The following is a 19875-nucleotide window of genomic DNA, read 5'->3' as shown; positions in this document are numbered from 1 at the left end:
CCCGCTGCCTTGGCCGCATGTAACCGCCCCGCCGCCTCCGGAGCAACGGCTCGACCCCGTCGCCGCCGGACCGGCGCACCCGTCCCACGCCGCCGGTCGCTCGCGACGATTACCGGGGCCCGGTGAACCTTAACCTCGTGTTTACCAAGAAAGTTAATGGTCGCCTCGAACGATCCGACGCGTGTGTTCGTGGATACCGAATTCCGGTCCGCCCTGCGCAGAGGAAACGGACGCCGACCGCTGCCGACGACAGGCCACCGATGACCCGCAACGCGATGCCGCAGCTCGACAGTTTCGATCCCGAGGTGCTCGACGCGGCGCGCGACGTGGCGGCGCGGGCGGGCGTGCCACTCGAGACCTGGATCGCCTCGGTGGTGCCGCAGCAGCAATCGGCCGCGCCGGGAAACCGGCGGCACCGGCGTCGCCACCGCGCCGAGCAGGTCGGTTCCGGTGCCGTCCGGCCCGATGCGGCGCCGGATCGATCCGCCCCGGCCGCTCCGGACGGCGAGAACCCGGAGCCCCGCGCCGACGCCTACGGCCAGGGCATCGCCGCCTTGATGGATCGCCTGGACGGGCTCGACCGGGCCCTCGACCACGAGCGGCGTGCCGCCCAGGAAGCGGAGGCGCGGCGCCTCGCGGAGATCGAAGCCCGCATCGAGCGGGCCCTCAAGGCGGCCCCCGTCCAGCAGGTGACCGAACGGCTCGGCGATATCGAGCGGCGCATGTCCCAGCTCGGCGAGCAGGTCGCCACCACGCGCCAGCCCGGCCGTCGCGCGCGCCCCGCCGCCGCGGACATCCGCAATGCGGTCCAGGACATCCGGCAACGGCAGCGCGAGCTCGCCGAGACCGCCGGGCCGGGGGCCGCGATGTCCGCGACCGATGGCGGCGTCGTCGCCAGCATGCGCATGGACCTCGCGCGCCGGCTGGAAGCCCGGATCGAGGAAGGTGTCGCCCCGTCGACCGCCCTGATCGAGCTTCAGGAAGAGACCACACGCCTGCGCGAGGCGATCAACCAGCTGGCGACGAGCCGGGATATCGGCGCCCTGGAGCAGGCCGTCATCACCCTGGCCAGCGGCATCGAGCGGGCCCAGGCCGGAACCGATCTCACCGCCATCGCGGTGCCGATCGAGCAGGTCCGGGCGCAGGTCGAGCGCCTCGCCGAAGAGGTGGCCGAGAACGTCCACAGCCGCGTCGCGGAGGATGTCCGCCGCCTGGCCGAGCGCCTCGATTCCGCGGCGGCGACCGGCGCGGCCGATCCGGATGGTCGCACCCTCGCCGGCCTGTTTGCCGAGCTTGAGGAGATTCGCCGGCAGATCGGTGCCCTGGCGGGTCCGGAGCGGATACAGGGTCTCGCGCAGAGCCTTCAGGCGCTGAGCGCGCAGATTGCGCAGTTGCAAAGCCTGAGCGCCGGTCCGGACCTGCGCCCGATCCTGGAGGAGATCCGCAGCGACGTGAAGATCGCCGCGCCGGCCGCGCTGGCGGAGCAGATCCAGGCGCTTGCGGAGAAGGTCGACCTCCTCTGCGCCCGGGACGATTGGTCCGAGCGGTCCGGCGAAGCCGCCGCCCGTCCGGACGGGATGGCGTCGATCCACGCCATGCTGCGCAGCCTCGCCGACAAGGTCGATCAGGTCGGCGCCCGGGCCGAGCACGAAGGGCTCGACGCCCTGGAGCGGCAGGTCGTGTCTCTGGCGGGGCGCCTCGACGCGCCGCTGAGCGTCGATCCGGCGCTGGCCGGCCTCGAGCGCACCATGGGCGACCTGCTCCGGCAGGTGACGGCTCTCCGGGACTCCGCCCCGACCGAGGCCGTGGTGGAGCGCGCCGCGCGCAACGCCGTGGCTCAGACTCTCCAGGGTTCCGGTCTCGGCACGGCCGAGTCCGGGGAGATCGGCCTCCTCCGCGCCAGCTTGGCCGATATGCAGGCCCGGCAGGTCGCGTCCGATCAGCGGCTCGGCGCCACCCTCGATGGCGTCCAATCGGCCCTTGAGCGCCTTCTCGTCCGGCTCGGCCCGGCCGAGTCCGTCCCGCCGCGGGTCCCGTCCCTCGACGAGCGCCTGATGTCGTCGACGAGCGCGGAGGCGACCCTCGCGCCCGTCGAGGCGCGCGCGAAGCCCCGGCGGGACGGCATCGAGGCTTCCCGCCTCGCCGACGACCTGCTCGAGCCCGGCAGCGGCCGTCCGCCGCGCGAGCCGCGCTCGCCCAGAGAGCCGTCGGCCCGCCGGCCGATGCAGGAGCGGATCGGCGACGCGGCCGCCGCGCGGATCGCGGCCGACGCCACCTCCGAGACCGACATCAAGACCAGCTTCATCGCCGCGGCGCGACGGGCCGCCCAGGCCGCGCAAGCGGAGCTGGTCGCGGAAGCGCCCGTGGAGCGCCGGGAGACCCGGGGCGAGCGGGCCGCGCTGCTGCCCAACGCGACGACGGGGCGGCTCGCGCGGCTGCGCGCCGAGATCGATCGCCGCCGCCGCCCGCTCCTGCTCGGGCTCGCCGCCATCGTGCTGGCGCTGGGCGCGCTCCAGGCGATCACCATGCGCAGCGCGGATGAGCCGCAAACGCCCGCCCCGGCGAGCCAGATCGCGCCGTCGCGCGGGGATGCCGCCGACGTCCAGAAGAAGGCTCCGGACGCTGCCAAGGAGACGCCGGACGCGAAGCCGGCCGTGGCCGATCCGACCACGACCCAGTCGCTGCCGAATCCCGCTCCCGCGGAGACGCACTCCACCGCCAAGCCGGCGGTGCCGCAGGTCTCCGGCATGAACGCTCTGCAGGCCGATCTCGGGAACCTGCCGCCGGCGCTGGCCAAGGTGAAGCTCGCCGCCCTCGAGGGCGACGGCACGGCCATCTGGGACCTCGCCACCCGGGAGGCCGACGGCCGCGGCATGCCGCGCGATCTGTCGGTCGCGGCGAAGCTCTACGAGAAGCTGGCCTCGGCCGGCTACGCCCCCGCCCAGTACAAGCTCGCCGGCCATTACGAGAAGGGGTCCGGCGTCGTCCGCGATCTCGACAAGGCGAAGCTCTGGTACGGCCGTGCCGCCGAGCAGGGTCATGCCCGCTCCATGCACAATCTGGCGGTGCTCTATGCGGAGAATCCGGTCGCCAACGGGAAGCCGGACTTCGCGTCCGCGGCCTCGTGGTTCCGCCAGGGAGCCGAATTCGGCGTCCGCGACAGCCAGTACAATCTCGGCGTTCTCTATGCCCGCGGCCTCGGCCTGACGCAGGACCTGATTCAATCCTACGCGTGGTTCTCGGCTGCGGCGAGCCAGGGCGACGACGATGCCGGCAAGAAGCGCGACGACGTGGCCAACAAGCTGAGTTCCGCCGATCTCGCCAGCGCGAAGAGCCTCGCGGCCAACTTCAAGCCGCGAAAGATTGACGCGGCGGTGAACGAGCCGCCGGCGTCGAAGGCTCCCGCCAGCCCGCCGATGTCTCTGCTCGGGGCGCCTTTGCCCAGCGCGGTGCCGTCCACGGCCTCGCCCCGCCGGGGCTGACGGCTCTCCTGAAGCCGGCGCCGCAGCCGCGCCGACCTTGACCGCCGTGCCGCGATGCGGGAACGCTCCGGCGGGCGGCATCGACCGCGGTCGGATCGCGCGGGTCGCCAACCCTTGCCGATGCCCGGAGGATGGATGGCGCACCGGAACTCTGTCCCGCTGAGCGCCATCGTCCTCGGCATTGCCGGCCTCATTCCCTTCCTGGGATTTGCGGCCCTCGCGGTTTCCGGCACCGATGGCGGCCTGAGCAGCATCGGCCTGTCGCCGCGCACCATCCTGTCGGCCTACGGTGCGGTGATCGCCTCGTTCCTGGGCGGGATCCGCTGGGGCGCGGCCGCGGCGCGCAATGCCGGCAACGGCGACTATCTCGTGGCCATCGTGCCGTCCCTGGTGGCCTGGGCGGCAATGGCAGCGCCTGCACCCTGGGATCTGCGCATCCTCGGCGCCCTGGTTCTCGCCTGGGGGCTGATCGATCAGGATCTGCCCCGCCGCGGCCTCGTTCCGCTCTGGCTCGGCCGGATGCGCCTCGTCCTCTCGGGGGTGGCCGGGGCCGCGCTCCTCGTGGCGGCATGAGGCCGGCGCGGAGACCGGGAGACGAGCGCCGCGCGCCGTCAGGTCTCGCGTGTCATCTCGCGCAGGAGCTTCAGGACCGCGTCGCGGCGTGCCGGTGACTTGATCGCCCGGAACAAGGCGGCGGCCTCGGCGGATTGCTCGTCAATCTGATCCTGCTCTATCCCTGCGAGCCGGTCGTTCTGCAGGAAATAGGTCGGGCAGACGTTCAGCGTGACTGCGATCCGTTCCAGAAGCCAGCGCGTCGTCGGCGGGGTCACGTCGTCTGTCATCCCGTTGAAACTCGCGTTCTGCCCGCTGGACCGATTCAAACGGCAGAGCTTTCCACCGCCACCCTAGCCTTTCAGCGTCGGCGATGCCATCCTCAGGTTGCGCTCGATGTATCATTTGTCGCAATGCGTGCACCAACGTTGAGATCGGGCATGCCGCATTCGAAGCACCTGGACAGGACCTTCAGCGTGTTGCGCGATCTGGAGCGGGCTGCGGCGCCCGACGAGATCGCGCGATTGCTGGTCGACGCCTTCACCCGCTACGGGGTGTCGTACGTGATGGCCGGGATCGTTCCGACGCCTGGCCTGCCGGCGCGGCGGCATGCCGGATTCGTCCTCACGAGCACCATGCCGGAGGGGTGGGCACGCCGGTACGTGACGCGGGGCTACGCGCTCCATGATCCCACGGTCCGGCGGCTCTGCACCAGCGCGACGCCCTTCGAATGGAGCACCGTGCCGCCGGACACGCCGATGGCGAGCCGCATCATGAACGAGGCCGGCGAGTTCGGTATCCGCGCCGGCATCACGATCCCGTTCGTGACCCTCGATGGCGAGCCGGGCGGGATCAGCGTGTCCGGGGATCGGATCGAGATCGATCCGGCCGAGCGCGTCGCGGTCAATCTGGTGGCGACCTACGCGGTCGGCCAGCTCCTGCTGATGAACAGCCGCCCCTCCGCGCAGGCGCCGGCGCGTCTCTCGCCGCGGGAGCGCGAGACCCTCCAATGGGCGGCCGAGGGCAAGACCGATGTCGAGATCGGTATGGTCATGGGCATCACGGCAGCCGGGGTTGACTACCATCTGCGCTCGGCGCGGGCGAAGCTCGATACCGTCAACCGCGCCCACACCGTGGCGCAGGCGCTGCGTGCCGGCCTGATCACGTAGGGCCGACACGGTCGGCTCCGGAGCGCGCGCGAGCGCGACCCGCTCGGGCCCGGCAAGGTCTGGACCGGTGGGCCCTCACGCACGCAAACCCTACGGTTTCTCGTAGTACCCAGGTCTTCGCGAAACGAAGAAAACCCACGTCAATCCAACGTGAGGTTACTTCGTGATCCATATCGTCACCCCCGCCAACGCGCATCGCTACGCCGATGCGATGGAGCAGGCCTGGCGCCTGCGCCACGACATCTTCGTGGCAGAGAAAGGCTGGACCGAACTCGCCCGCCCGGATGGCCGGGAGATCGACCAGTTCGACACGCCGCATGCGGTCCACTTCCTCGCCATGGAGGGCGACGCCGTCATCGGCTACAGCCGGCTGCTGCCGACGACGCGCCCGCATCTTCTGTCCGATGTCCTGCCTCAGCTCTGCGAGGTCGAGCGGCCGGTCGGCCCGCAGATCTGGGAATGGACCCGCCAGGGCGTGGCGCGCTCGCACCGCGCGAAGGGCCGTGTGGTCAACCCGGTCTCGATCGCGCTGCTCACCGGCATCGTCGAATGGGGGCTCGCCCACGGGGTCAACAGCCTGCTGCTGCAGATGCCGACCCTCTACATGATCCATGTGATCCAGCTGCATTTCCGCCCGCAGCCCCTTGGCCTGCCGGTTCAGATCGCCGGCGAGGAGATCATGGCGGCCACCGCCCGGTTCGATGCCCGAACCCTCGCCAAGCTGCGCGCGGTCCGCGGCGACAGCAACTCGGTCCTGGTCTCCGAACCCGCTTACCTGGTGGCTTGAGGATGATGTTCGACAGCAAGGATGTGGCCCTGGACGCGCTCGCCGCACAGTGCCTGCGGGTGCGCGAACTCGTCGACACGGTCGGAGACCCGCTGATGCGGGCCGTCATCGACCTCCTGCTTCTCGAGGTCGCCCGGGCCCTGGCCGAGACCAGCCCGCAGGAGCGCGCAGGCGGGGCGTGAAGCGGTCGCCGGCGGACCGCCCATACGAAACGGCGGGCGTCCCTGAGGACGCCCGCCGCCCTTCGTCCGGAGTTCAGGCGCCCATCGCCGTCTTCAGGTTCTGGTCGACCTTGTCGAGGAAGCCGGTGGTCGAGAGCCACTTCTGATCGGGGCCGACCAAGAGCGCGAGGTCCTTGGTCATGTGACCCGCCTCGACCGTGTCGACGCAGACCTTCTCCAGGGTCGCGGAGAACTTGGCGAGATCGTCGTTGCTGTCGAGCTTGGCCCGGTGCGACAGGCCGCGGGTCCAGGCGAAGATCGACGCGATCGAGTTGGTCGAGGTCTCGCGGCCCTTCTGGTGCTCGCGATAGTGGCGGGTGACGGTGCCGTGGGCAGCCTCGGCCTCCACGGTCTGGCCGTCCGGCGTCATCAGCACGGAGGTCATCAGGCCGAGGGAGCCGAAGCCCTGCGCGGCCGTATCGGACTGCACGTCGCCGTCGTAGTTCTTGCAGGCCCAGACGTAGCCGCCCGACCACTTGAGGCACGAGGCGACCATGTCGTCGATCAGGCGGTGCTCGTAGGTGAGGCCGAGCGCCTTGAACTTTGCCTCGAACTCCTCCTCGTAGACCTTCTGGAACAGGTCCTTGAACCGGCCGTCATAGACCTTGAGAATGGTGTTCTTGGTCGAGAGGTAGACCGGGTACTTGCGCGCCAGGCCGTAGTTCATCGAAGCGCGGGCGAAGTCGATGATCGACTGGTCGAGGTTGTACATCGACATGGCGACGCCGGCGTCGGGGAACTTGAACACCTCCTTCTCGATGACCGTGCCGTCATCGCCCTCGAACTTGATGGTCAGGCGGCCCTTGCCGGGCACCTTGAAGTCGGTGGCACGGTACTGGTCGCCGTAGGCGTGGCGGCCGATCACGAAGGGCTGGGTCCAGCCGGGGACGAGGCGCGGCACGTTCTTGCAGATGATCGGCTCGCGGAAGATCACGCCGCCCAGGATGTTGCGGATCGTGCCGTTGGGCGACCGCCACATCTCCTTGAGGTTGAACTCCTTCACGCGGGCCTCGTCCGGCGTGATGGTGGCGCATTTCACGCCGACGCCGTGGCGCTTGATCGCCTCGGCGGCGTCGACCGTGACCTTGTCGTTGGTGGCGTCGCGGTGCTCGACGCCGAGGTCGTAGTATTCGAGATCGACATCGAGATAGGGGTGGATCAGCTTGTTCTTGATCTCGGCCCAGATGATCCGGGTCATCTCGTCGCCGTCGAGCTCGACGACGGGGTTCGCTACCTTGATCTTCGCCATGGACCGATGCCTTCTCGCGTTGTCCCCGCGCACGGCATGCAAGGGCCGTGCGGTCGTCGACCCGAGTGCCCTGTGGGGCGCCCCAGGCCGGAATCGCCCCGCGACATAGCGCGGGCCACCCGGCGACGGAAGGCGCGCACTGTCATCCGGCCGGCTTCGTCACCCGACCCTCGACGGCGCGGGGCTGCCCGTGTCAGACGGCCCGCATGACGAGCCGAGACGTGCCGGGCGACGCCCCGAGGAAGGTCACCGAACTCCCGCCGGGGATCGCCCCGGCCGTGATCCTGGTGGAGCCGCAGCTCGCCGAGAATATCGGCATGACGGCGCGCGCCATGGCGAATTTCGGCCTGTCGGAGCTGCGCCTCGTCAATCCGAAGAACGGCTGGCCCAAGAAGGGGGTGCGCGAGGCGGCCTCCGGTGCGACGCACGTCCTGGACCGGGCGACGATCTTCGGCAGCGTCGCCGAAGCCATCGCCGATTGCCGGTACGTGCTGGCGACCACGGCGCGGGAGCGCGGGCAGATGAAGCGGGTCTTCGCCCCCGAGGAGGCCATGGGCGAACTCGTGGCGCGGGAAGGGCAGCGCACCGCGGTGATGTTCGGCCGCGAGCGGGTCGGGCTCACCAACGACGAGGTGTCGCTCGCCGACGCGATCATCACCTTCCCGGTCTCACCGGATTTTCCGTCGCTCAACCTCGCGCAGGCGGTGCTGCTTGTCGGCTACACGTGGCGGCAGGCGAGCGGCCGGGCCCAACTGCCCTTCTCGGGCGAGCTCCTCTCGCCGCCGGCGACCCGCGAGGCGCTGGTCGCTCTGTTCGGAAGCCTCGAGGCCGCGCTCGACGCGGCGGGTTTCTATCCGCCGGAAAAGAAGGAGATCATCGCCCGCAACATGCGCGACATGCTCCATCGCATGAGCCTGACCGAGCAGGATGTGCGGACGTTTCGCGGTGCCCTGCGGGCCCTGACCCGCAAGGGGGCCTGATCAGCCGGAGGCCGACTTCATCTCCGGGGGCTTGCCGCCGCCGAAGCATCGGCCGACCGCCTCCTAGAACGCCGCCTGCTCCTCGGGGGTGCATTGCGCCATGCGCGCCTCGACCTTGGCGCGGCCGGCCACCGCATCGGGCGTCGCGGCCACCTCGGACTCGCTCGGGTTTCTCGCCTCGGCCATGGGCAATCCTCCGTTGCAGAACAAAAGCTCAGCTGGGCCGTGCGGTTCCGTTCCGCGGCGCAATCGGGCATGGAGTCGGCGGTTCGCGGAGCGGCTGCGCGGCAGCGGGACGAGGGCGGGGTATCGGGTGCGGCTCAGCGTGGACAATCTGGCCTGCCGCCGCTCCGGCCGCCGCATCTTCTCCAACCTGTCCTTCGCCCTCGGACCCGGCGATGCCCTGGCGATCACCGGGCGGAACGGCGCGGGCAAATCGAGCCTGCTCGCCATCCTGTCGGGCCGGTTGCGGGCCGATGCCGGGCGGATCGCCGTCGCCGAGGTCGGGGAAGCGAACCTGCCCGAATGCCTGCATGCCGTCGGCCATCGCGACGGATTGAAGAGTGCCCTCACGGCGGGCGAGAACCTCCTGTTCGCGCAACGGCTCCTGGGTGCGCCGCGCCTGGATCCGCGCGACGCGCTGGAGCGGCTCGGCCTCGGTCACGCCCACGATCTGCCGGTCGCCTATCTCTCCGCGGGACAGCGGCGGCGTGTGGCCCTAGCGCGGCTCCTCGTCTGCGCCCGGCCGCTTTGGCTCCTGGACGAGCCCACCGCAGCCCTCGATACGGCCTCGCAGGCGGTGCTCGCCGAACTGATGGAAGGACATCGGGCCGGCGGTGGCCTCGTGATCGCCGCCACCCACCAATCCCTCGGCCTCGCCGGCGCGGCGGAACTGCGCATCGAGGCTTCCGCCGCGGCGCCCTTGGCCGACGTCCCCGAGGATTGGGCATGATCCGCGCGGTCCTCGCCCTCATCGCCCGCGACCTGCGCCTCGCCGGCCGGGTCGGCGGCTCCGGTGCCCTGTCGCTGGTCTTCTTCCTGATGATCGTCGCCCTGGTCCCCTTCGCGCTCGGGCCGGACCTGAACCTGCTGTCGCGGATCGGTCCCGCGATCCTGTGGCTGGCCGCGGTGCTGTCGACCCTGATCGGCCTCGACCGCCTGTTCCAGGCCGACGAGGAGGACGGTTCGCTCGACCTGATGACCGCCGCGCCGGTGCCCCTCGAACTGGTGGTGCTCGCCAAGGTGACGGCCCATTGGCTGACCACCGGCCTGCCGCTCGCGCTCGCCGCGCCGCTGTTCGGTCTGCTGGTGGCCCTCGACGGTACCGCCATGGGCGCTTCCGCGCTGACGCTGCTCGCCGGCACGCCGGCTCTCAGCTTCATCGGCGCGGTGGGCGCCGCGCTCACGGCCTCGATCCGGCGGGGCGGACTGATCCTCGCCGTGCTGGTTCTGCCTCTGATGATCCCGACGCTGATCTTCGGCGTCTCGGCCGCGCAGGCGGCGAGCGGGGGAACGGTGCCGTTCCTCGTGCCGCTGGCCGTGCTCGGAGCACTGACGTTGATCGCTGCCGTGGTCGGAACGCTGGCGGCGGCGGCGGCGCTGCGTTGGCCGGAATAGCCGAAGCTCTCTTGCGCAACGCGGCCAGCACTCATCGTTGCGCCAGCAGTGCCGGCTTCTTCGTTCCGATGTCTTCGGTCGGGCCGGTCGAATGCTGTCCGGGTCCTCGGCTGTGGCTGAAGCCGGCGACCGGATTTGGCTCCGGGCGCGTTGACGCGCGGCGCCCCCCTCACTATAGAAGCCGCTTCGCCGAGAGGCCGCGCTTTCGCGCGCGCTGCGTCTCGGCCATCGCCAGACAACCTGACGCGACGACCGATTTCCGGCCAAGCCGGCCCGTCGGCATCGCCCGACGAGAAACACGAGGACTTACATGGCCAACACCGCTTCGGCCAAGAAGATGACCCGCAAGATCGCCAAGCGCACGGCGATCAACCGCTCGCGCCGCTCGCGCATGCGGACCTTCGTCCGCAAGGTCGAGGAGGCCATCGCCACCGGCAACCAGCAGGACGCGCTCGCCGCCCTCCGCGCTGCCGAGCCCGAGATGATGCGCGCCGCCCAGCACGGCATCGTTCACAAGAACAACGCCTCGCGGAAGGTCTCGCGCCTCGCCGCCCGCGTGAAGGCGCTGGCCGCCTAACGCCCACGCACCACCGAGACGGTTTCAAGCCCGGCCTTCGCGCCGGGCTTTTTCGTGCGCGCTGTCCGGGCGCAATCGCTTTATGCCGGCTCCGTGCGGCCGCCGAAAGCGTTAACCCTATCCAAGAATCAACGCGATTGCAGAGTCCGGAAACGGCGTGTAGCTTAACAGAAACTGACACCGGGCAAGCAAAACACGACGATTTCGGGACTCAAGCGAATCAATCTGATTCGCCAAGACTCTAGCGCCCGTGTTCAGTCGTGCCGGGAACACTTCCGAATGGGAATCCGCGCCGTCCCCACAAGTCCCACTGTTAAAGGAACCGTAGGTAATTGTTGATAGGCTCTCCCAATCGGCAAAAGTTCCTCGCGGTGGGGTTGACTCCGTCCAGGGGACTCTGTCCCGCCGGTTCTTGCGGGACGCTGAGGGCGTAAATCGTGCGTACGCGCGGACTGCGGACTTCCGCGGGCCGCGTCGGGAGAGCCAGTGATGCGTGTCGACGGAACGGTGGCGAGTGACGACGACGGGGGCCGCAGCGGCGGCGGCACTGTGGATTACGGGTCTGCCTGGGCCCGGGTGAAGCGTCGGCTGCGGGCCGAACTCGGCGAGGACGTGTTCGCGAGCTGGTTCGCCCGCCTCGAGCTGGAGGCCGTCGCCGGCGGGACGGCCCGGCTGACCGTACCGACCCGCTTCCTCAAGAGCTGGATCGAATCGCACTACCTCGACCGCGTCCTGAACACGTTCAAGGCCGAGGTCGAGGAGATCGCGCGGATCGAGGTCGGCGTCCGCGGCACCGGGGCCCCGGCCCGTCCTGTCGCCGCCGGCGTCGCCAAGCCGGGCCCGGCCAGCGGTCCGCTCGCCCGCCTTCACGCCACGAGCGCGCCGATCCCGATCGCCGCCGTTGCGCCCGCAGCCGAGGCGCGCAATGCCGACGCCGGAGGCGACCTCAGCGGCACGCCCCTCGACGCGCGGCTGACCTTCGCGAGCTTCGTGATCGGGCGCTCCAATGCCCTGGCACATGCCGCCGCCGAGCGGGTCGCCAACCACCAGGGGGAGGGCGCCCTCTACAATCCGCTCTATCTCCATGCCGGCGTCGGGCTGGGCAAGACGCACCTGCTGCACGGCATCGGCCACGCCGCCCGCGAGGCCGGCCGCCGGGTGATCTACCTGACCGCCGACCGGTTCATGTACGGCTTCGTCAATGCCCTGAAGACCCAGTCGGCGCTCGCCTACAAGGAGCGCCTGCGGGGCATCGACCTTCTGATCCTCGACGACGTCCAGTTCATCCAGGGCAAGTCGATCCAGGCCGAGTTCGGCCACACGATCAACGCGCTCATCGATGCCGGCCGCCAGGTCGTGGTCGCGTCCGACCGGCCGCCGACCGAGCTTGAGGCTCTGGACGAGCGCGTGCGCTCGCGCCTGGGCGGCGGCCTCGTCGTCGAGATCACCGCCCTCGACGAAGCCCTGCGGGTCTCGATCCTGTCGGCGCGGCTTTCCGCGGTCCGGGCCGCACATCCGGGCTTCGACGTCTCGCCCCAGGTGGCAACCTACGTGGCCCGGGCGATCACCGCCAACGGCCGCGACCTCGAAGGTGCGGTGAACCGCCTGCTGGCCCACGCGACGCTCACCGGCACCGCCGTGACGATGGAGACCGCCGAGAGCGCGATCCGCGACCTCGTGAAGAATCGCGAGCCGAAGCGCATCAAGATCGAGGACATCCAGAAGCTGGTCGCCTCGCGCTACAACGTCTCACGGTCCGACATCCTGTCGGAACGGCGCACCGCCGCGGTGGTGAAGCCGCGTCAGATCGCCATGTATCTGTCGAAGGTCCTGACCCTGCGCTCCCTGCCGGAGATCGGCCGCCGCTTCGGTGGCCGCGACCACACCACGGTGCTGCACGCCGTGCGCAAGATCGAGAAGCAGATCGGCGAAGACGCGGTGCTCGGCGATGAAGTCGAGCTCCTGAAGCGGATGCTTCAGGACTAGTCGAACCTGCATGACGTCCCGGACGGACCTGCTCTCGACCGAGCAGATTCGCTCCGGATCGGCCGCGGGACGGTCCCCGGTGGCCTGATCGGGAAGGCGTCCGGACCAGCAGCGCCCCATCAGACCCCGATGCCACGCGCCCTCTGCCGGTCCCTCCCTCCAGGACTGGCCGGGGGCGCGCGCCCCGTGGCAGACTGGCGCGAATGGAGACGGCCCTGTAAGGCCGCGTCGTCGACCGGCGACAATCAACGCCCCGGGGAGTGCTGATGACGGACGCCTTCATCTACGACCACGTTCGCACGCCGCGCGGTCGCGGCAAGGCGGACGGCGCCCTCCACGAAGTGACCGCGCTCCGGCTGGCCGAGACGGCGCTGCGCGCCCTCAAGGTCCGCAACGGGCTCGACACGGCCCTCGTCGACGACGTGATCCTGGGCTGCGTCGATCCGGTCGGGGAGGCGGGCGGCGACATCGCCCGGGCCGCGGCCCTGGTGGCCGATTACGGCGCGCATGTTCCGGGTGTGCAGATCAACCGTTTCTGCGCCTCGGGCCTCGACGCGGTGAACTTCGCCGCCGCACAGGTCATGAGCGGTCAGCACGAGATGGCGGTGGGCGGCGGCGTGGAATCGATGAGCCGCATCGGCATCGGCGCCTCGGGCGGCGCCTGGCCGGTGGATCCGGCGATCGCCATCAAGTCCTATTTCATGCCGCAGGGAATCTCGGCCGACCTGATCGCCACCAAGTACGGCTTCACCCGCGACGCGTGCGACGCCTACGCGGTCCGCTCGCAGGCGCGCGCGGCGAAGTCCTGGGAAGACGGCCTGTTCGACCGGTCCGTCGTTCCGGTCCGCGACGTGAACGGCATCACCCTGCTCGACCGCGACGAACATATGCGCCCGGGCACCGACATGCAGTCGCTGGCCGCCCTGAAGGCGTCGTTCGTGCAGATGGGCCAGATGGGCGGCTTCGACGCCGTGGCGACGGACGCGCATCCGGACGTGGAGAGCGTGGATCACGTCCATCATGCCGGCAATTCCTCCGGCATCGTCGACGGTGCGGCCGCCGTGCTGATCGGCTCCCGGGCGGCCGGCGAGGCCGCGGGCCTGCGCCCGCGCGGCCGGATCCGGGCCTTCGCCAATATCGGCTCGGACCCGGCCCTGATGCTCACCGGGCCGGTGGACGTCACCCGCAAGATCCTGGCGAAGACTGGCCTGAGCCTGTCGGATATCGACCTGTTCGAGGTCAACGAGGCTTTCGCGGCGGTGGTCCTGCGCTTCTGCCAAGCCTTCGACCTCGATCCGGAGGCCGTCAACGTGAACGGCGGCGCCATCGCCCTCGGCCACCCTCTGGGCGCCACCGGCGCGATGATCCTCGGCACGGCCCTCGACGAGCTGGAGCGGACCGGCAAGGAGCGGGCGCTGATCACCCTGTGCATCGGCGCCGGCATGGGAACCGCCACCATCATCGAGCGGGTGTGAGCCATCGCGTGCACGGGAGCGGCGTGCCGCCGCTCCCCAAAGTCCGGGAACGCTGCTAGAGGCGCGGTCGACGCTCGGCCCGTCTCTGGGCCGGACGATAAAACAACGGGAGACAAGCCCTTGAACCGCCTGTTTGCGACGCTCTGTCTGGGCGTCACCCTGAGCCTGCCGGTCGCTGCGCGCGCCGATGATGCGGCGGACCGCGTGGCCGCGGCCACCACCCTCGTCAACAAGACCCTGATCAAGAACCTTCAGACCGGGTTCAACGTCGCCCTCGAGAAGACCGTGGCGGCAATGCCGGAGGCGCGCGCCGAGGCCGTGCGCAAGGAACTCCTGACCGAGTTCGACAAGCAGCGCGCCCTCATGGTCGAGGGGCTGTCGAAAGACTACGCCGAGAAATTCAGCCTCACCGAACTGAAGCATCTCGATGAGATCTACTCGGATCCGACATACCTCAAGTTCCAGACAATGAACGCCGATCCGAACTCCTCGGTGACTGCGATCTCGCAGAACTCCGTCACCAAGCTGCTGAACATGCTGGCGGTGGCCGCGGCGACCGACAACACACCCAAGCCCGGCGCGGCGCCGATGCCGCCCGTGCCGCCCGTGCCGCCGGCCGCGGCGCCCGCTCCGGCTCCGGCTCCGAAATAGCCGATGGGAGGCCGCGCGCGTGAGGCCGATCTCAGGCGGCGCGCGCGGCTGTCACGGGCGCGAAGCCCGCGACCGGGGGGAGCGCTTTCAGAAGGGGCTTGGCGAAGTGGTAGCCTTGCACGAGCGTGATCCCGATACTGCGCAGGGCGGAGAGTTCGGCAGCGGTTTCGACGCCCTCGGCGAGCACCGTCACGCCGAGGGCGCGGGCGATGCCGACCACACCCGACACGATGGCGTACCGTCCGGCGTCGCCGTCGAGGCCGCGCAGAACGTCCATGTCGATCTTGATCAGATCGGGACGGAAGTTGGCGAGCAGGCTCAGCCCCGCGAAGCCGGCGCCGAAATCGTCGAGGGCCGTCAGAAATCCCTGCTTCCGATAGGCGGCGACGATGTCCTTCACGTGCCCGATGTCCCGGAAGCGTTCCTGCTCGGTGAACTCGAACATGATGCGTTGATGGGCGAAATCGATGCGTCGCGCGGCCTCCAGCGAGGCGCGGATGCAGGCATTCGGCTCATAGACCGCGTTCGGCATGAAGTTGATCGAGAGACGCGTGGTGCTGTCGCGGGGAAACAGCGCCCCGGCGAGCTCGATCGCCTTGACGCGGGCGGCCTGATCGAACTGGTATCGCGTTTCGTCGGTCACCTGGTCGAGGATCGTATAGGCGGATTCCCCGTTCGGGCCGCGCACCAGCGCCTCGTAGGCCCAGACGGAGTCGTCTGCGAGATCGAGGATCGGCTGGAACGCCATCGTGAAATCGAAGTCGAGCGTGGTGCCGGCGCGACAGGCGCGGCAGCCGGAGTCCTTCGTCATGTGCAGCTTTCGGTTCTTCTCGCCGACGCCGCCACCATGAGCGTCGGCGCTCAACACAACCTTAATGCAAGCTCGCCGGTGGATCATTGGCGCAACCCAGGGAGGACGGCACCGTGACGCTGACCGATTTCCGCTTCGAGACCGATGCCGACGGCATCGCCCTGGCGACCTGGGATATGCCCGGCCGCTCGATGAACGTGATCACCGAGGGGGTGATGGACCAGCTCGAGCAGATCATCGAGCGGGTTGCCTCCGATCCGGCCCTGAAGGGCTGCGTCATCGCCACCGGCAAGGACAATTTTTCCGGCGGTGCCGACCTCACCATGCTCCAGGGCCTCGGCCGGGCCTACGAGCAGCTCAAGGCCGAGCAGGGCGAAGAGGTGGCGATGCGCCACTTCTTCGAGGCGTCCCGGCGCCTGTCGCTGCTGTTCCGGCGGCTGGAGACCTGCGGGAAGCCCTTCGCGGCGGCGATCCAGGGCCTGTGCCTGGGCGGCGCCTTCGAGCTGGCTTTGTCCTGCCACCACCGGATCGCCTCCGACGACGGGAAGACCCGGGTCGGCCTGCCCGAGATCAAGGTCGGCCTGTTCCCGGGCGGCGGCGGCACGCAGCGCGTCGCCCGCCTGATGCAGACCGGCGACGCCCTCCAGATGCTGTTCAAGGGCGAGCAGATCCGCGCGCCCATGGCCAAGGGCATGGGGCTGATCCACGCGGTTGCGCCCCAGGCCGAGATCGTCGAGCGCGCCAAGGCCTGGATCCTTGAGGGCGGCTCGGCGGTGGCGCCCTGGGATGTGCCGAAGTTCAAGGCCCCGTCCGGAAAGGTCTACTCCCCCGCCGGCATGATGATCTGGCCGCCGGCCAACGCCATCTACCGCCGCGAGACCCACGACAATTACCCGGCCGCCAAGGCGATCCTGGCCTCCGTCTACGAGGGCCTGCAGCTGCCGATGGACCTCGCCCTGCGGGTCGAGAGCCGATACTTCGCCCACATCCTGCGCTCCGCCGAGGCGGCGGCGATGATCCGCACGCTGTTCATCTCCATGGGCGAGCTGAACAAGGGCGCGCGGCGACCGAAGGACGTGCCGGCCGCCAACCTGCGCCGGGTCGGCGTGATCGGGGCCGGCTTCATGGGCGCGGGCGTGGCCTACGTCACCGCGCAGGCGGGCCTCGATGTGGTGCTCGTCGACCAGTCGGTCGAGGCCGCCGAGAAGGGCAAGGCCTACGCCCACACCCTCATCACCGGCCAGATCAACAAGGGCCGCGCCAAGACCGCCGATCGCGACGCGCTTCTCGGCCGCATCCAGGCCACGGCCGATTACGGCGCGCTCGCCGATTGCGACCTCGTGATCGAGGCGGTGTTCGAGGATCCGCAGGTGAAGGCCGAGGTGATCCAGAAGGTCGAGGCGGTGATCCGCCCCGACGCGATCTTCGCCTCCAACACCTCGACCCTGCCGATCACCGGGCTGGCCAGGACCTCGCAGCGGCCGGCGCAATTCGTCGGCATCCACTTCTTCTCCCCCGTGGAGAAGATGATGCTCGTCGAGATCATCAAGGGCGAGGCGACCGGGGATGCGGCGCTCGCCGCGGCCCTCGATTACGTGCGCCTGATCAAGAAGACCCCGATCGTCGTGAACGATGCCCGCGGCTTCTTCGCCAACCGCTGCGTCGGCGCCTACATCCTCGAAGGGCACAAAATGCTCGCCGAGGGCGTTCCGCCGGCCATGATCGAGAGCGCCGGCCGCCAGGCGGGCATGCCGGTCGGGCCGCTGTCGCTCAACGACGAGGTCGCCCTCGACCTCGTGCTCAAGATCGCCAAGGCCACCGAGGCGCAGGTGGGGCAGGGCGCCGTGGACCCGGCGCAGAAGGCGATCCTGTCGGAGATGGTCGAGAAGCAGGGCCGGCTCGGTCGCAAGAACCGCAAGGGCTTCTACGACTACCCCGAAGGCGCGCCCAAGCGTCTCTGGCCCGGCCTGAAGGACCTGCAGCCGAACCGCCTCGACCCGGACGCCGTCGACTTCACCGAGCTGAAGCAGCGGCTTCTGGTGGTGCAGGCGCTGGAGGCCGCCCGCACCGTCGGCGAGGGCGTGGTCACCGACCCGCGCGAGGCCGATGTCGGCTCGATCCTCGGGTTCGGCTTCGCGCCGTTCACCGGAGGGGCCTTGTCGTACATCGACTTCATGGGTGCGGCGGCCTTCGTCGACCTCGCGCGGACGCTCGAGGCCAAGCACGGCCCCCGGTTCCGGGCACCCGATAACCTGACAGCGATGGCCGCGCGCGGCGGCACCTTCTACGCGGGCGCCGAGAAGCGCGCCGCCTGAGACGGAGGTGCCGGACGCCCGATCGCGGCGTCCGGCAGCTGAGCGAGTTCTTCCAGCAGCACCGCCCGCGCGCAGGCGCCGAAAGCCCGCATCAGCCGTCCACGGGCATGGTCGGGCGGGAACAGCAGGGCGAAATGCACCGGGAGGGCGGGGGCGAAAGGACGGATCGCGATCGGCGAGATCTTCGCCTCCTCGTAGGCGGCCAGCGGGTTCATCACGCTGACCCCGAGCCCGGCCGAGACGAGGGTGCAGATCGATGCACCGAGGCCGGCCTCGGCGGTGATGGTCAGGGTAATCCCGGCTGCTGCGAAGATCGCCTCGGTCCGGGTGCGCAGGGCGCTCCCGAGCGAGGAGGCGACGAAGGGCACGCCGTAAAAATCCGCAGGGGTTAGAAGAGCCTGCGCGGCAAGGGGATGGTCCTGCGGCAGGACGGCGACGCAGGCACGCGTCTCGACATGTTCGCGATGCGCGTCCGGGGCGTCGCCGTACAGCATCGTCAGCGCGGCGTCGCAGAAGCCGGTGGCGAGCCAGTGGTTCACGGTCTCGTCGTCGCCGGAATGGATCGCCACGATCACGTCCGGATGCGCGGCGCGGAAGCGCACGACCGCCCGCGCCAGGAGCCCGCCCGCCAGCCGCGGCATCGCGGCCACCCGCAACCGCTCCGCCCCGAAGGCGCGGATCCGTGCGGCCGCGGATTCCAGGCTGGTCAGCCCAACGAAGGCGCGCTCGACCTCCGCGTGAAACCGCGTGCCGTCGAGGGACGGTACGACCCGACTCCCGCTCCGATCGAACAGGGGCAGGCCCGTGATCGCCTCCAGCTGGGCGATCAGCCGGCTCACTTGCGGCTGCGAGGTGTGGAGCCGGCGGCTCGCCTCGGTCATGGACCCGGTGGCCACAACGGCCCGGAAGGCCTCGATGTGCCGGAAGGTCATGCGCCGCTCGGCCATATCAGATCCGTATGCTCGGCAGGTGAATCGGCATTGGACGCCCGCGCGCGGCCGCTCCTAGGATCGCACGGCAAAGCTTCGGGCCGACTCCCTGGCGGACGGCCCGGCGCTGAACCGGTTCAGACATAGCGAGGGGGTTCGGATCGTGTCGAGGACGCTGCCGCTTCTGTTGGCCACTCTGTGCTGGGCCGGGCTCGCCGCGCCGTCGGCCGCGGAGGGGCGCCTCGACAAGATCCGCACGACCGGACAGATCAGCCTCGGCTTCCCGGATGCGTCGCCGCCCTTCGGCTTCCTCGACCAGAACGCCAAGCCGGTGGGCTATTCGCTGGAGATATGCGAGCACGTCGCGCAGAAGCTCAAGGCCGCCCTCGGCCTGCCGAAGCTCGAGGTGCGCCACGTGCCGGTGATGTCGGCGACCCGGATCCCGCTGATCAACAACGGCACGATCGACCTGGAATGCGGCACCGCCAGCAACCTGCCCGAGCGGCACAAGCTGGTCTCCTTCGCGCCGACCACCTTCGTGGCGCAGGTGGTGCTGGTGGCCAAGAAGGATACGCCGGTGGATGTGGACGACATCGCCTCATTCCGCGGCAAGGCCATCTCGGCGCAGGCCGGCGGCGAGACCCAGCGCGTCGCCACCCGGATCAACGTCCGCGACAAGCTCGACATCCAGGTGATGCCGGCCAAGGACACCGCGGAGGTGTTCCTGCTTCTCGAGACCGGCCGCGCGGCGGGCGCCATCAACGACGACGCCCTGGCCCACGCCACGGTGGCCGGCGCCAAGCGGCCCGCGGATTACAAGATCGGCACCAAGGGCCTGGAATTCGCGCCCTACGGGATCCTGGAGCCGAAGGACGACCCGGCCTTCAAGGCGGCCGTCGACAAGGCGGTGATCGAGCTAATTCAGGACGGCACCGTTGCACGCCTCTACGGCAGGTATTTCGAGCAGCCGATCCCGCCGAAGGGTATAAACCTGGAGTTGCCGATGAGCGACGTGCTCAAGCGGGCCCTGGCCCACCCGACCGATTCCGGCGACGAGGCCGCGTACCGATAGGG

The 19875-nt window shown here is 69.8% G+C and carries 19 protein-coding genes; 14 read left to right on the top strand and 5 right to left on the bottom strand.

Going from position 1 to position 19875, the window contains the following annotated elements:
- Positions 1–260: 260 nt before the first annotated feature.
- The gene (locus PQI07_RS04265) at positions 261–3482 is read left to right on the top strand and encodes an SEL1-like repeat protein (RefSeq protein WP_274926105.1); all 3222 of its coding nucleotides are present in this window, start codon (positions 261–263) and stop codon (positions 3480–3482) included.
- 135 nt (positions 3483–3617) lie between these two features.
- Entirely contained in the window at positions 3618–4055 is a 438-nt protein-coding gene (locus PQI07_RS04260; protein WP_043346119.1) for a DUF3429 domain-containing protein, read from the top strand.
- A 38-nt stretch (positions 4056–4093) separates the two neighbouring features.
- On the opposite strand, the gene PQI07_RS04255 is transcribed toward PQI07_RS04260, so the two are convergent.
- Positions 4094–4324: a hypothetical protein gene (locus PQI07_RS04255; protein ID WP_274926104.1), complete on the bottom strand. Its 231-nt coding sequence runs from the start codon at positions 4322–4324 to the stop codon at positions 4094–4096.
- 150 nt (positions 4325–4474) lie between these two features.
- On the opposite strand from PQI07_RS04255, the gene PQI07_RS04250 reads away from it, so the two are divergent.
- The 3 genes from PQI07_RS04250 to PQI07_RS04240 all read left to right on the top strand — a co-directional run bounded on the left by PQI07_RS04250 (position 4475) and on the right by PQI07_RS04240 (position 6172).
- The gene (locus tag PQI07_RS04250; RefSeq protein WP_043380478.1) at positions 4475–5203 is read left to right on the top strand and encodes an autoinducer binding domain-containing protein; all 729 of its coding nucleotides are present in this window, start codon (positions 4475–4477) and stop codon (positions 5201–5203) included.
- A 163-nt stretch (positions 5204–5366) separates the two neighbouring features.
- Complete coding sequence (locus PQI07_RS04245) at positions 5367–5990, top strand: acyl-homoserine-lactone synthase (protein WP_043346116.1); 624 nt, start codon at positions 5367–5369, stop codon at positions 5988–5990.
- Between the two features lie 2 nt (positions 5991–5992).
- Positions 5993–6172, top strand: a complete 180-nt coding sequence (locus PQI07_RS04240; protein ID WP_043380476.1) for a hypothetical protein — start codon at positions 5993–5995, stop codon at positions 6170–6172.
- A 73-nt stretch (positions 6173–6245) separates the two neighbouring features.
- Here the strand turns inward: PQI07_RS04240 and PQI07_RS04235 are convergent, their stop codons facing one another.
- Positions 6246–7460, bottom strand: a complete 1215-nt coding sequence (locus PQI07_RS04235) for an NADP-dependent isocitrate dehydrogenase (RefSeq protein ID WP_274926103.1) — start codon at positions 7458–7460, stop codon at positions 6246–6248.
- Positions 7461–7666: 206 nt separating this feature from the next.
- Between PQI07_RS04235 and PQI07_RS04230 the strand changes: the two genes are divergently transcribed.
- Complete coding sequence (locus PQI07_RS04230) at positions 7667–8440, top strand: RNA methyltransferase (protein ID WP_053608754.1); 774 nt, start codon at positions 7667–7669, stop codon at positions 8438–8440.
- A gap of 63 nt (positions 8441–8503) precedes the next feature.
- Here the strand turns inward: PQI07_RS04230 and PQI07_RS04225 are convergent, their stop codons facing one another.
- A complete protein-coding gene (locus PQI07_RS04225; RefSeq protein ID WP_274926102.1) occupies positions 8504–8626 on the bottom strand; it encodes a hypothetical protein in 123 nt (40 codons plus the stop codon).
- Between the two features lie 127 nt (positions 8627–8753).
- On the opposite strand from PQI07_RS04225, the gene ccmA reads away from it, so the two are divergent.
- The 6 genes from ccmA (at position 8754) to PQI07_RS04195 (ending at position 14746) form a co-directional block, all read left to right on the top strand.
- Positions 8754–9392: a heme ABC exporter ATP-binding protein CcmA gene (gene ccmA, locus PQI07_RS04220; RefSeq protein ID WP_274926101.1), complete on the top strand. Its 639-nt coding sequence runs from the start codon at positions 8754–8756 to the stop codon at positions 9390–9392.
- The gene (gene ccmB / locus PQI07_RS04215) at positions 9389–10057 is read left to right on the top strand and encodes a heme exporter protein CcmB (protein ID WP_043380469.1); all 669 of its coding nucleotides are present in this window, start codon (positions 9389–9391) and stop codon (positions 10055–10057) included. Before ccmA ends, ccmB begins: the two co-directional genes overlap by 4 nt.
- Before the next feature lie 310 nt (positions 10058–10367).
- Positions 10368–10634 carry a 30S ribosomal protein S20 gene (gene rpsT, locus PQI07_RS04210; RefSeq protein ID WP_007561677.1) on the top strand — a complete coding sequence of 89 codons (267 nt, stop codon included), beginning with the start codon at positions 10368–10370 and terminating at the stop codon, positions 10632–10634.
- Between the two features lie 489 nt (positions 10635–11123).
- Positions 11124–12620 (top strand): chromosomal replication initiator protein DnaA, encoded by a 1497-nt coding sequence (gene dnaA / locus PQI07_RS04205; protein WP_043346098.1) that lies wholly within the window; start codon positions 11124–11126, stop codon positions 12618–12620.
- 266 nt (positions 12621–12886) lie between these two features.
- Complete coding sequence (locus tag PQI07_RS04200) at positions 12887–14095, top strand: acetyl-CoA C-acetyltransferase (RefSeq protein WP_043346109.1); 1209 nt, start codon at positions 12887–12889, stop codon at positions 14093–14095.
- A 120-nt stretch (positions 14096–14215) separates the two neighbouring features.
- The gene (locus PQI07_RS04195; RefSeq protein ID WP_274926100.1) at positions 14216–14746 is read left to right on the top strand and encodes a hypothetical protein; all 531 of its coding nucleotides are present in this window, start codon (positions 14216–14218) and stop codon (positions 14744–14746) included.
- 31 nt (positions 14747–14777) lie between these two features.
- On the opposite strand, the gene PQI07_RS04190 is transcribed toward PQI07_RS04195, so the two are convergent.
- Positions 14778–15557, bottom strand: coding sequence for an EAL domain-containing protein (locus tag PQI07_RS04190; protein WP_043346107.1), 780 nt, complete (start codon positions 15555–15557; stop codon positions 14778–14780).
- 113 nt (positions 15558–15670) lie between these two features.
- On the opposite strand from PQI07_RS04190, the gene PQI07_RS04185 reads away from it, so the two are divergent.
- Positions 15671–17872, top strand: a complete 2202-nt coding sequence (locus PQI07_RS04185; RefSeq protein WP_274926099.1) for a 3-hydroxyacyl-CoA dehydrogenase NAD-binding domain-containing protein — start codon at positions 15671–15673, stop codon at positions 17870–17872.
- Here PQI07_RS04185 and PQI07_RS04180 read toward each other — a convergent pair.
- Entirely contained in the window at positions 17842–18804 is a 963-nt protein-coding gene (locus PQI07_RS04180) for a LysR substrate-binding domain-containing protein (RefSeq protein WP_274926098.1), read from the bottom strand. The two genes, PQI07_RS04185 and PQI07_RS04180, sit on opposite strands and share 31 nt — an antisense overlap.
- 160 nt (positions 18805–18964) lie before the next feature.
- Between PQI07_RS04180 and PQI07_RS04175 the strand changes: the two genes are divergently transcribed.
- On the top strand, positions 18965–19873 hold the full coding sequence (locus tag PQI07_RS04175; RefSeq protein ID WP_085987610.1) for an amino acid ABC transporter substrate-binding protein: 909 nt from the start codon (positions 18965–18967) through the stop codon (positions 19871–19873).
- Positions 19874–19875 lie beyond the last annotated feature (2 nt).

It is taken from the genome of Methylobacterium sp. 092160098-2 (assembly GCF_028920805.1).
GTDB classification, from domain to species: domain Bacteria; phylum Pseudomonadota; class Alphaproteobacteria; order Rhizobiales; family Beijerinckiaceae; genus Methylobacterium; species Methylobacterium fujisawaense.
This window is presented reverse-complemented; position numbering and strand designations above follow the sequence as displayed.

Bases quoted from the DNA above. Each gene is read 5' to 3' on its own strand.
- PQI07_RS04255 (WP_274926104.1), bottom strand. From the start codon at position 4,324: ATGACAGACGACGTGACCCCGCCGACGACGCGCTGGCTTCTGGAACGG.
- PQI07_RS04230 (WP_053608754.1), top strand. From the start codon at position 7,667: ATGACGAGCCGAGACGTGCCGGGCGACGCCCCGAGGAAGGTCACCGAA.
- PQI07_RS04235 (WP_274926103.1), bottom strand. From the start codon at position 7,460: ATGGCGAAGATCAAGGTAGCGAACCCCGTCGTCGAGCTCGACGGCGAC.
- PQI07_RS04250 (WP_043380478.1), top strand. From the start codon at position 4,475: ATGCCGCATTCGAAGCACCTGGACAGGACCTTCAGCGTGTTGCGCGAT.
- PQI07_RS04200 (WP_043346109.1), top strand. From the start codon at position 12,887: ATGACGGACGCCTTCATCTACGACCACGTTCGCACGCCGCGCGGTCGC.
- PQI07_RS04265 (WP_274926105.1), top strand. From the start codon at position 261: ATGACCCGCAACGCGATGCCGCAGCTCGACAGTTTCGATCCCGAGGTG.
- dnaA (WP_043346098.1), top strand. From the start codon at position 11,124: ATGCGTGTCGACGGAACGGTGGCGAGTGACGACGACGGGGGCCGCAGC.
- PQI07_RS04190 (WP_043346107.1), bottom strand. From the start codon at position 15,557: ATGACGAAGGACTCCGGCTGCCGCGCCTGTCGCGCCGGCACCACGCTC.
- PQI07_RS04180 (WP_274926098.1), bottom strand. From the start codon at position 18,804: ATGACCTTCCGGCACATCGAGGCCTTCCGGGCCGTTGTGGCCACCGGG.
- PQI07_RS04260 (WP_043346119.1), top strand. From the start codon at position 3,618: ATGGCGCACCGGAACTCTGTCCCGCTGAGCGCCATCGTCCTCGGCATT.
- rpsT (WP_007561677.1), top strand. From the start codon at position 10,368: ATGGCCAACACCGCTTCGGCCAAGAAGATGACCCGCAAGATCGCCAAG.
- PQI07_RS04240 (WP_043380476.1), top strand. From the start codon at position 5,993: ATGATGTTCGACAGCAAGGATGTGGCCCTGGACGCGCTCGCCGCACAG.
- ccmB (WP_043380469.1), top strand. From the start codon at position 9,389: ATGATCCGCGCGGTCCTCGCCCTCATCGCCCGCGACCTGCGCCTCGCC.
- PQI07_RS04225 (WP_274926102.1), bottom strand. From the start codon at position 8,626: ATGGCCGAGGCGAGAAACCCGAGCGAGTCCGAGGTGGCCGCGACGCCC.